General features: G+C 47.2%; 8 protein-coding genes. All 8 read right to left on the bottom strand.

All coding sequences use genetic code 11. The features are described from left to right. Positions 1-1,903: 1,903 nt before the first annotated feature. Complete coding sequence (locus OB13_RS06970; protein ID WP_461489435.1) at positions 1,904-3,514, bottom strand: Ig-like domain-containing domain; 1,611 nt, start codon at positions 3,512-3,514, stop codon at positions 1,904-1,906. A 77-nt stretch (positions 3,515-3,591) separates the two neighbouring features. Continuing rightward, positions 3,592-4,479, bottom strand: coding sequence for a class I SAM-dependent methyltransferase (locus tag OB13_RS06965; protein ID WP_461489434.1), 888 nt, complete (start codon positions 4,477-4,479; stop codon positions 3,592-3,594). Beyond that, positions 4,480-6,342: a tRNA uridine-5-carboxymethylaminomethyl(34) synthesis enzyme MnmG gene (gene mnmG, locus OB13_RS06960; protein WP_461489433.1), complete on the bottom strand. Its 1,863-nt coding sequence runs from the start codon at positions 6,340-6,342 to the stop codon at positions 4,480-4,482. Positions 6,343-6,409: 67 nt separating this feature from the next. Beyond that, on the bottom strand, positions 6,410-6,838 hold the full coding sequence (ybeY, locus tag OB13_RS06955; RefSeq protein ID WP_461489432.1) for an rRNA maturation RNase YbeY: 429 nt from the start codon (positions 6,836-6,838) through the stop codon (positions 6,410-6,412). After that, positions 6,822-7,247 carry an ATP-binding protein gene (locus OB13_RS06950; RefSeq protein WP_461489431.1) on the bottom strand — a complete coding sequence of 142 codons (426 nt, stop codon included), beginning with the start codon at positions 7,245-7,247 and terminating at the stop codon, positions 6,822-6,824. Before OB13_RS06950 ends, ybeY begins: the two co-directional genes overlap by 17 nt. A 31-nt stretch (positions 7,248-7,278) precedes the next feature. Further along, positions 7,279-10,590, bottom strand: a complete 3,312-nt coding sequence (locus OB13_RS06945) for a DUF4175 family protein (protein ID WP_461489430.1) — start codon at positions 10,588-10,590, stop codon at positions 7,279-7,281. A gap of 156 nt (positions 10,591-10,746) precedes the next feature. After that, positions 10,747-11,508, bottom strand: a complete 762-nt coding sequence (locus OB13_RS06940) for an exodeoxyribonuclease III (RefSeq protein WP_461489429.1) — start codon at positions 11,506-11,508, stop codon at positions 10,747-10,749. Positions 11,509-11,670: 162 nt separating this feature from the next. Further along, the coding region (locus OB13_RS06935) for a hypothetical protein (RefSeq protein WP_461489428.1) at positions 11,671-11,908 on the bottom strand (238 nt) is incomplete at its 5' end.

The following is an 11,908-nucleotide window of genomic DNA, read 5'->3' as shown; positions in this document are numbered from 1 at the left end:
TCAGCTTTAAAAGTAATGTCATCTTTTTCGTTTTGGTTCTACCCCTTAAAGATAGGGCTTTTCTTTTTTTGTGTTTTGTTTAACCTCTTTCTCCTGGCTTGTCTCTCAGCCTTTCCACATTTTACCTCACCTAATATATTTTAATTGAATAATTTTTAAAATCAAATCTTCTTTCATTATTAAGGCTGTTAACAAGTGTATAAGTGTGGAACATCTGTAGTTGTCCTCATTTTCATTTTTAGTACCTTTCCTGTTCACTTGGTTGCCCACACTTATCTACGCTATATATAGTTCTGGTTCAGTGCGATGCTTTGCTTTTCCACTTTTCCCTTTTATGTGTTCATTTCTTTTTAAACATTTGCCCTGCTTCGTGGAAAATCGTTTTTTCCTGGCTTAATTGTACACCGCTTTCCACTTTTCAGAAGTTCCACGGCTCTTTTCAGTTTTTGTAAAACAATGGCTTATTGAGTTATCAGATTTGACACACATTTGTCCACACTTATACGCACCTTAAATGTTGATTTCTTAACAACATTCCTGAAATCCCGGAATTCAGCACTCCCTGGGCTCGTTTGGTGCCTTTCTCTTACGCAAGACTTCTTCGTTTCTTTCTCTTTTCAGATTATTTTCTGCGGCTTCTGGGTTGTGGTTCCACGCATTTTGATGAGGTAACAGGCATGGCGGCCCTGTCAATTGCAGCGTCTTCTTACAGGAAACCCGAAGGAATTCTGAATCAGAACAGCTCCATCCGCCTTCTTGTTTGATTGTTCTGCTATACTTGTTCAGTGGCTTCCTTCTTTTCTATTTACACTTCGTATTCTATCGCGCTCAGCTGTTTTGTTTTAATGATAACTTCAGGAAAGCTGTTTCTACTGCTGTGTTTAGCTGCAGCGTGTTTTGTTCAATGCGATACCCGAGCTTATTTGTGTTCCTTCCGTAGTTGGCGCTCCTTACTCAAGATAGGTTGATCTGGATTTTTTCAAATGCAGGTATCAGGCTAGGGCTTCGAGCTATACCTGCCGGATGACTTTAAAAGAGCTGTACAATTGGCGACGCTTTTACCCGCTCTACTTTTGCTTTTCTAGTTTAACGTGCAAGAGTTGTCAGATTGTATCCACGTAACCTGTACTGATTTCCCGATGCTAGTTTTCTCCCTTGCGCACTTCGTGTTTCAAGAGCTCCGGCAGGCACGTTGAATTGCTTCCTATACCTGGATGCTATGAAGGTATCGCTACCTGATTTTATGCTGATTTTCTCCCCGTTTGTTTTCTCAGCATTTCTATACCGCATACCTATGGTTGACCAAATCAGCTTCCTTTACTTTTTATCTAGGATCTGCCTTTGGCCCTGAATCTACATACTTCAGGTATTTCACCTTTTCGTTTATTCTTTGCTTAGATAGGTATAGTCCAGCGATATTTTCTTCCTCTGTCTCATGAAGAAATGCATGCTACCTTTTTCGCTGTTCGCTTTGTGTAATATGATTGCAGTGAACGAATTCTTTTTGGTCATACCTTTTCGCAGTGCTGTGTATGACTTGAGTTGGACGTATACCTATACCTAGTATGTTCCGGCTTATCCTTCTCTCTTTCGTTTCGGCTAGTTTTCATTGGTTTCATTCCCAATTCAACAGAAGCTTTTTCCAGGTGTTTAGGCGCTTTAATCAAGTTTATCTCTTCTCTATTTTCGTTTCTTAAATCTCAGGTATAGCCACACTTTTAGCCTGGTTTTCTGTGAATGGCGGGCTAATTCGGCTGTTGATAGTTTTTAAGAAATACCTCCATTCTTTACTTCCGGGCAGATCTAGTGCTTTGCTGTCCACAAGAGAAATACTTGTCCATAGGCCACTGGCCAACAAAAAAGGGAGCCTCTACAGGCTCCCTTTTTTGTTGGTTCGGCTTTTCTAGAATTTTATATTTTCTTCCATTTCCCAGTTGGCTCTTATCTCCAGTGGCTTTGCGTGGAGGTATACATTTTCGGGTTCCTTTTCCAGGTCCGGATCACCTCCATCCCATCTGCCGTTTTTATTTTCATCCAGGATGGCCCGGATATAGTAGGTGCCTGGCTCTATATTTTTGAAGTTGTAGTTTTTCTGATTCCGTACCTGGCGTTTGACATTGTACTTGCTGTCGAGGAGTTGTATGATGTAAGAAGCCTGTGTTGTCGATACGGTTCCTTTCAGGCTGCCCGATCCTTTTGCTTCGGCTATCGTGATCTGTAAGGGCGGGAATTTGAGCCTGGCGCCCTGCACCGGCACGATTCCCATACTATCCAGTGCGATTGTTGCCTGTCTGTTGTTGCCGTTCCAGCGGGGTACCACAAAGGATAGTTCCGTTGCACTGCGGTCTAATGTGACCTGATCCGGATATTTCAGATCGGTTACCACTACGGAGTCTCTGAGCAAGGCTATGGGTGCCTGGGAAGTGATCTTTACGGGTGTCTCTAATTCTATCGTCACCGTTTGTCCTTCGCTGTAATTTCCATCTTTGCTATTGCCGCTTACTTTGAGTTGTGCACCAGCCACCCGTTGTGCTCTCTTTCCTTCAAATGCGATCTGTACCGTATCGATAGTCCGGTTGGCCGCAGAATCTATAGCTACGAGGATGGCTCTACCTCCTGTAAATCTGCTGTCACCGAACAGATCTACGATCTTTCCATCTGCCGAAATCTTGTGAATCAGTGTATCGGTTGGTGCCTTTTCAGGATGTGCTCTGAAACTTTCTAATCCCTCATTGTAGTTGGCCACAAAGCGGTCGGTATACTTTTCCCTCTTTTGCAGGAGTGGTTTTTTTGTGTCGATCCGTACTGTCTGTAAAACAACTTCCTGCGTATCAGGCGTAACCTGCAGAGGCTTTCCTTTGTAGGCTATACGCTCTTCTTCGTTGTCATAAATAGAGCTGTTATTTTTATCCTGCAGGGCAAAGATCCGGTACTCCCCTTGCTTGATATTTTCAAAGGTAAACTCTCCTGCGGCGTTTGTCTGGGTCTGGTAATAGGGTCTGCTCTTCCGGATGCTGAGCGTATCGGCCGTTGGAAACAAGGCTACCACTGCATCCTTTTCCGGTTCCTGTGTCAGCAGTTGCATTACGCTGCCGCTGATCCGGCTGGAGTCTATAAAGCTGCCCGTACTGAAAGTCAGCATCAGGGCTTCCGCTTTATTCTTCTCCGTGATGTCCTCTATGCCTTTTCTGAAGTTTAAGGTATAGGTCGTGTTCTCTTCAAAGGGTTGCTCAAACGTTAGTTCCAGCTGCGACTTGTTTGTTTTGACCTGATACTTGTTGTCCTTATAAGGCGTGATCAACAGTTCTTTGTTCAGGGAACTCGGCTGTACTTCTTCGTCAAAGTCCAGCAGGATGGTGGTGGTTTTGACGTTTAGCTCTTTATTTTTCGGATTGCTGCCTACAAGTGTTGGAGGTACTTCATCTTTGGGACCGCCTTCCGGGTTGTTGATGCTGGCACAGGAGGTGATGGTTGCCAGCGTTGCCACTCCTAAAACTATGTTGAAAAACTTCATTCAATAGTTCGTTTAAAAGAAAAACAGGCAAACTTTCGCTTGCCTTGTTCTGGTTTATTAACAATTTTCAGATGCTGTTATTTTCTCTTTGCTACAAAGATGAGGCTCGAATAATCGTTTCCGTTTTTCTCTGCATAGCTGTTTGATTTGTACCCGTTGAGTACACTGCTGATCATCTTTGTTTTTCCCTCCTTCTGTTTCTCGCTCAGCATACTGACATAGTAAGCATCAAATTTCATCGGCAGTGTTTCTTCCAACTTCATCTTGTGCTTCTTGAGTAATCTCTTCATGGTATCCTGCGTAAAGTGGTACAGGTGGCGTGGCACATCGTAAGCAGCCCAGTCTGCCTTGTATTGCTGCGCGTCGTGCGAATCCGCATTGGGCACGGCAATGATCAGAGTCCCGTCTTCCTGCAGGAGGCTGATCAGTTTCTCCACGGTATCATTGAGCGTATGAATGTGCTCCAGAACATGCCAGAGTGTGATCACTGCAAACTTCTCTCCTGCTACTTCCCCAAGATCTGTTGCGATCGGTTCTCCTGTTTCTTTGGAGGCAACATCTCTGGCGCCGGCATTGGGTTCTATCCCGCGTAAGTTCCAGCCATCCTTTTTACAGGCTGCCAGAAATACGCCGGTACCGCAACCAAAGTCCAGAATGGCACCTTTGGCCGGTGAATGCCTGTTGATAAGTTCTACTTTCTGTTTTGTGGTGATGGAGCGAACGACATGGTATGCTCTGTTGATAATGCCTGATTTGGTGTTGCTGTGCGAGATGTATTCTTCAGACTCGTAATACTTTCCTATACTTTCCGTGTCCGGCCTCGGGTTGGTGAACTTGAACGAGCAGTTCTCACATTCCACAATCACAAAGCTCTCTTTCGATACAGCGTTGTCGTTTACTACTAAAAAGTTTTTGAACTCTTCTTTGCCGCATATCGGGCATTGTTCCAGTCTTTCGTAGCTCATTTATTTTCCCAGGTATACCATGAGTACCGATATATCAGCCGGAGATACACCACTGATGCGCGAAGCCTGTCCTATAGTTTCAGGTTGTACGCGCAGCAGTTTTTCTCGTGCCTCAGATGATAATGCCGGTATGTTGCGGTAGTCTATTTTTTCTTTGATGTTATAGTTTTCGAGTTCGCCCATCTTGGCCGCCATCGTATATTCCTTCACAATGTAGCTCTCGTATTTCACAGCTATTTCAGCCTGCTCCACACTGTCTGCTTTAAACTTGCTCAGGTATTCTCCTATGGACGGAATCGCTGCAGCGATATGCGGTATCTCGATATTCGGTCGCTTTATTAATTGGCCTGCCCGTTGCTTTTCCACGATGGGTGCAGAGCCCATACTTTCCAGCATGCTGTTGATATCTCCCGGCTCAATCGGCTTGTTATTCAAGTATGCGATGATTTCGGCTGTTTCAGCTATCTTCTTTTCCACAGCTTTTACCCGGCTTTCATCTGCCAATCCCAGCTCATAACCCAGCTTGGTCAAGCGGATATCGGCATTATCCTGACGTAGCAGGATGCGGTGCTCTGCTCGTGAAGTAAACATACGATAAGGCTCTTCAGTACCTTTATTTACCAGGTCGTCTATCAAAACACCAATGTATGCTTCAGATCTCTTTAAGACAAACGGTGCTTTTTCATTTATCTTGTTGTGGGCATTAATTCCCGCCATTAATCCCTGGCAGGCGGCTTCTTCATAACCGGTGGTACCGTTGATCTGGCCGGCAAAGAAGAGGTTCTGTACCAGCTTTGTTTCAAGCGATAAGTTCAGTTGTGTTGGCGGGAAGAAGTCATACTCGATCGCGTAACCCGGACGGAACATCTTGGCATTCTCAAAACCTACGATCTTACGCAGTGCCTTCAGTTGTACATCTTCCGGCAGTGAACTGGAGAAACCATTCACGTATACTTCCACTGTGCTCCATCCTTCCGGTTCCACGAATATCTGGTGGCGGTCGCGGTCAGCAAAACGGTTGATCTTATCTTCTATCGACGGGCAGTAGCGTGGGCCTAATCCCTGTATTCTTCCCTGGAACATCGGCGACTTTTCGAAGCCTGTCTTCAGGATTTCGTGCACTTCGGGATTGGTGTACGTTATGTAACAGCTGCGCTGCTTCTGGAGCCGCTGCGTTTCGGTATAGGAAAACTTGGACGGGTTCTCATCGCCAAACTGTTCTTCCATCCGGCTATAGTCCAGGCTACGTCCATCTACGCGTGGCGGCGTGCCAGTCTTCATGCGGCCTGCTTCAAAGCCTAGTTGTATCAGCTGTTCGGTTATACCTTTGGCGGATTTCTCAGCGGCTCTGCCACCACCCAATTGCTTCTCTCCGATGTGGATAATACCATTCAAAAAGGTGCCATTCGTTAACACAACGGCCTTTCCACGTATAGTTATCCCCAGGCTGGTGCGTATACCTATTGCCTTGCCATCTTCTACTTCTATACCTGTTACCATCTCTTGCCAGAAGTCCACGTTCTCTGTTTGCTCCAGTGAGAGGCGCCAGGCTTCGGCAAATTGCATGCGGTCACTTTGCGCTCTCGGGCTCCACATGGCAGGGCCTTTTGATTTGTTCAGCATGCGGAACTGGATCATAGTCTGGTCTGTGATGATACCGCTCATGCCTCCCAGGGCATCTACTTCGCGCACAATTTGCCCTTTGGCCACACCCCCCATCGCCGGGTTGCAGGACATCTGGGCAATGGTGTTCATGTTCATGGTAACCAAGAGCACCTTCGACCCCATTTTTGCAGCAGCGGCAGCAGCCTCACAGCCTGCGTGCCCGGCACCTACCACTATAATATCGTATTCTGGAAACATGTATTCTGAATTTAGAGATGTTTCACGTGAAACATCAAAGGGAGGCTGGTAATTCCCTTATTTGCGATTAAAATTTCCGCAAAGATAAGGAAGAATCTTCGAGTTTGCGCATAGTTGCTTCATCCTCTGAGGTCTTATCTGTAAAACCAAGCAGGTGAAGTACGCCGTGTATGATGACGCGGTGCAATTCGTCATCGAAAGAAGTGCCGTGCGTGGCCGCGTTGTCGCGTACCCGGTCTATGCTTATAAAAACATCACCTTCGATGGTGCCTTCTTCATCGGCATTATCGAAGGTGATGATATCTGTCAGCGTATCGTGATCGAGATACTCGAGGTTGATGTTGTGAAGGTAATCGTCAGAGCAGAATATATACGTGAGGCCGGTAAGCTCGTAGTCGTGGCGCTCTATAATATCTGTAATCCAACTGGAGATCTGCTCTGGGTTGCTTAGTGAGAAATCTGTTTCCTCGCTAAAGAACTCAATTAGCTGATCCATTCTCTAAAGAGGCTATGTTAAAGACCAACTGCACTTTTTTGCCGTTGTCCAGGAAATTAACTTCATCACAAAGATTGCGCATCAAAAAAATACCGCGCCCCCCGGGGCTTTCCAGGTTTTCAGGAGCAGTGGGATCAGGCAGGCTGTCATAGTCAAATCCCGGGCCTTCGTCCTCTACTTCAAACAGGAGCTGGTTGTTCTCAACTTGCAGGGTGAGGTATACTATCTTTTCTTTATCGAATTTATTCCCATGCCGGATGGCATTGTTTACCGATTCCGTAACAGCAACCATGATGTTGCCATACACGTCATCTTCAAACTCGAATTCTTCCTTTGAATTATCTATGAAGCTTTCTATGACCCGGATGTTCTCGATTAAGGAAGGAATCTGAATTTTAACTTGATTCATATTACTTGTTGGTGTAGCTATAAGGTGCGAATTAGTTACTTATGTTTTGAAAATACTCACTGACTTTCTGCTTGTAATAGGGTGACAGAGCCGGTGGCACAGTCTTGAGTAATTCCGTTTGTTTCTCTTTTGTTCTTAAATACTTTTCGAAAGAAGGAGGTACTTGCCGGGCTACATCCTGAGCGCTCTTTGCTTCCCGTTTATTGTCCAATTCCCGTTCCTTCATAGACTTCTCCGCTTCCAGCAATCGTGTCAGGATTTCACGTTGCCGCATGATGGTTTGCTCAGTCAAACGTTTATTAACGAGATCAGTCTCGCTTTGTTCCATCATCCTGCTAATATTTCCCAGCTCGCCATTTTTGCCGTTTTCGCCCGGCTTCTGGCCTTGCTTGTCCATTTCTTTGAGGGCGTTCCGGAGCGCTTCCTGCTCCGCAGCTAATTTAGCTAATTCTTCAGATAGTGCCTTACCTGACTTGCCACCTTTTTTCAATTCTTCAATTTTTTTGTTCAATGCGTCCTGCATCTGTCCAAAATCTCCGGGCTGGGGCTTGTTTCCCTTCTGTTTTCCGGCCATGCTGCCCTGCATTTGCTGCATGGCCTGCTGCATCTGCTTCAGGGCATCGTTGAGCATCAGCGCCAGGTTGTTCATCGAGGTCATGGCCAGTTGCTGCTGGGCGGTGGCTCTGCCAACGTTACGGTCCCGGAGTTCTTTCATGCTATTGTCCATGCTCTGGTTCATCTGGGCCACTTCGCGGGTTACAAAAGACTCGAGCTGAAATACCTTTTTTGAAAGGGCAAACAGGCTATCCTCAATGACCTTGGCGTTGTCACGCAAAGAGAGCTGCTGCTGCGAGAGGGCGATAAAACGCGGGTCACTCTGGTTAACGCCCCGGAAGTCCTTCATCAGGCCTTCCTGATCAAAGGAAAGCTTGATCAGGTTTTCGAGAATGTCGCGCAGGTTGTCGAGGTTCTGCTGCATGCCGCTCATGCTCATGCTGCTTTGCATCTGCTCCATTTGCTGGGCCATCTGCTTCATCTTCTCCCCTGCTTTCTGCTGCGACTCGCTGGCTTTTTTGTTCTGGTTCTTGTCGAGTTGCTGCTGGCCTTGCTCCATGTCCTGTTCGATCTGCTGCTGCTCCTGTTGCATCTGCTCCTCTTTCATCTGGTTCGGGTTCTGAAGCTTGTCGTTGAGTTCCTTCAGATCCTGGAGGTCTTTCTTGAGTTCTTCAAAATCCTGTTTGATGTCTTCCTGCTGTTGCTGCAACTCTTTGTTGTCTTCCTTCTTCTGCTCTGTCTTGTCTGAAAGCTCCTGCTGCTCCTGCGCCAGCTCCTCCAGCTTGTTGGTCACATTGTCGAGCTTCTGCTCAAATTGCAGTTGCTTGAAGAGCTCCAGGGCACGTTCTAACTCCCGCTCCAGGTTGCGTTCGCGGTTGTCGAGCTTGCTGAGCAGTTTCTCCAGTTCTGTATCATTCGGTTTTTGCTCCTGCAGTAATTTCTCCAGCTCCTCGTAGAGTTTCTTGGTTTCCGGATCCAGCAGGTCGTTCATCAGCTTCTGTAGTTCCTGCGCCTTTTCTGCCAGTTGCTTGTCCTGCTCGCTGAGCATGTTCTGTTTCTTGTTGAGCTGGTCGAAAAGTTCTTTCATAGAAGAGATGTCCTGCTCGAGCTGCTTCTTTTTTTCGACCATATCTTCCAGCTGCTTTTTGTCCTGCCAGTTCAGGTCGCGCTTCGACTTCATTTTCTCTTCGGATCGGGTTAGTTCTTCTTTCAGCTTGGTGCTCTTCTCCAGCGATTGGCTGAGCTGGCTTTCGACGGATTGCGCTTTGCTTACCAGCTCCTTTTCCAATTCACGCTTGCTGGGTATCTTCAGCTCAAAGGTGCGGGTGCGGGCGCTCTTGTGGCCGTGCAGGCCGTCGTTGTCCCATACCTGCACAAAGTACTCCAGTTTGTCGCCGGGAGCCAGGTTCAGGGCCTGGGTGTTCCACTGGTGGTAATACGTCTGATTCAGCTGCTGCTTGTTGAGCGGCAAAGGCTGGCTCTTGTACTTGCCCTGCGGGTTTTTATCATTGGTGATCTTGTAATGAAGCGCCAGGCGGGAAAGGCCGTAATCATCGGAAATTTCGCCTGCCAGCACCATAAAACTGTAGAGGGCGGAATCCTGGAACTGCTCCAGGGTGATTTGCGGGTGCCGGTCAGGTATAGTCGTAACCTGGTAGTTGATCTCTTCTTTGTTGCTGCTATGCTCGTTGCGCAGTGCGACAGCGTAGTTCTGGCTCTCGGTAAACTGCTTGCGGGCTGTGAATAAAGTACCCTCGTTTCTGGCTTCCAGGGACTCAGTGGGGTTTTCGAAGTTGAGTTTTACACTTTCCGTTTCGGTGGCCGAGAAGTTCCATTTAATAGTGCTGCCTTCCGGAATAGTCGCATTGCCGGTGTTTTGGATCACCTCCGGCTTGCGCTTCAGGTAATCCGGGTAAACGACTTCCATGTAAAAGCTCTTGAGGTTAGGCCGCGAAAGCAGGCGCAGGGTATAGTCATCGGACATAAAGCCGGAGCCTTCCAACTGGAAATCGACGGGCTTCTGCAGCTGCTTAAAGGTATAGGAGTAGTGGTCGTTGCTGTCTTTGTGCAGCTTCTGACGCCTGCCGTTGTAGTGGATGTATACCTCACTTGGCGCAGACTTGCCTGCTATGTCTACTTTCAGCTCAAAGTCTTCTCCCCGATAGGTCTGCAGCGATTTATTCTGTACCACAAAGCTGAAAGGAGCCAGCGGGGTATAGTGCTTTTTGTAGTTGATGATCCGCTCGGTTCCCTGCACAAAAATGGTTGGGTATAGCAGCGTGATCAGCAGCATGATCACGGCAGGAAGTGCAATGTACTTGAGGAGTGGTTTATTTTCTTTGTAGGTGACCGCTTCTGTGAAGGGGTAATGAACCAGCTGGCTGGATCGCTGCTCGATACTGGCAGCGATCAGCTCGTTGGTTCTGTCCAGGTCTTTTAGCTGAATCGCATTGAGCAGCTTATCTTTTATTTCAGGGTAAAAGTTGCCCACACGCGAAGCCGCCTGCTCGTCTGTGAGTAACTTCCTGAGATTGGCCAGGGCCGAGAGCGGCAGTAAAATCCATCGGATGAGGACGTACACCACCAGGGCAACAAAGGAGAAAAGCAGGAAAGCGCGTACAAAGGCCGGAAAGTAGAAAAGGTATTCCAGTAAACTGTAGATGATGTAGATCGACATGAGCAACCCGATCGCAAAGAGGCTCCCCCTCAACAGAAGGTTGAGGTAAAACTTCTTTTTGAAAGCCTGGAGCTGATGCAACAGCTTATCTAATGCATCATAATCGTTCATGCGCTTACTCCTTTAAAGGTATAACAGAATGGTTGTAGCTATGGATGAATCATGTAACGGTAAGGGACTAAATTTCAATAAATTAAAGCAATAAGGTATAGCCTTTACCTATAAACTGCCTTTGTCAGCAATTTAGTATACGGGCAACGGGCGCAACTATATTATATCCAATAATACCGGACAGTGGTCGGAGTGTTTCGCTTCCGGAAGTATGGCAGCCCGCTGCAGGCGATCCTGCAGGTTGTTGGTTACCATGTTATAATCGATACGCCAGCCCAGGTTCTTGTTGCGGGCTCCTGCCCGGTAGCTCCACCAACTGTAGTTGTGTGGTTCTTTGTTGAAGTGCCGGAAGCTGTCCGTAAACCCGCTCTCAATGAACTTGCCCATCCAGCTGCGCTCCTCCGGCAGGAAACCCGAGCTTTTGGCATTTGACTTAGGATTATGAATGTCGATGGCCTGGTGGCAAATGTTGTAGTCTCCGCTGATCACCATACCGGGCAGCGTCTGCTTCAGATCGCCGATGTAGCCATAGAAGTCATCGAGCCACTGCATCTTGAATCCCTGCCGCTCTTCCCCGCTCGAGCCCGATGGCATGTATACGCTCATGACAGAATAATTGTCATAATCGGCCCGGATGACCCGGCCTTCGTTGTCATAACAATCCATGCCACAGCCGATCTCGATGTGCCTGGGTTTCTCTTTCGAAAGAATAGCCACACCGCTATACCCTTTTTTAAGGGCTGGATGCAGGTATACGTTATACCCAAGGTCTTCAAAAATAGCCCGGTCAAACTTGTCCTCACAGGCTTTGATCTCCTGCAGGCAGAGCACGTCAGGGTCAGCAGATTTCACCCAATCCTGAAAGCCTTTGGAAATAGCGGCACGGATGCCGTTCACGTTATAGCTGATGATTTTCATTGATGTTGGTAATGCGTAATAAGTAGCAGGTACCACGTAACACGAGATCTTAATAAAAGGCTTCTTACTCTTTAGAGGAATTCCCTCTTATGCAGTAGAAAAGCTTTATCTGTAAACCAGAAGTCGTGCTACGTGATACGTGCGACGTGTGTCGTAAATAGGTTAATTTTCGTCCGCCCGGTCAAAATATTCGAGGATGTGCCACTTGAGCATCCGGTCCTGTTCCTTTAAGTTGGCAAAAGGAATCGGTTTCACGGAACGGTAATGAGGCCAGCCCTCTTCGTCTACCCGGTCGAGCTCATAATACCCGGAAAGGCTGAAAACCTTGCAGGTGGCGATGTGCATCAGGTCCTGCTTCTCTTCTTTGGTGAAGTTGGCTATCCCCCTGCCGAGTTCCTGG

Source organism: Pontibacter sp. HJ8, assembly GCF_054824225.1.
The sequence above is the reverse complement of the archived record's forward strand: the minus strand, read 5'-3'. Positions and strand labels throughout refer to the sequence as shown.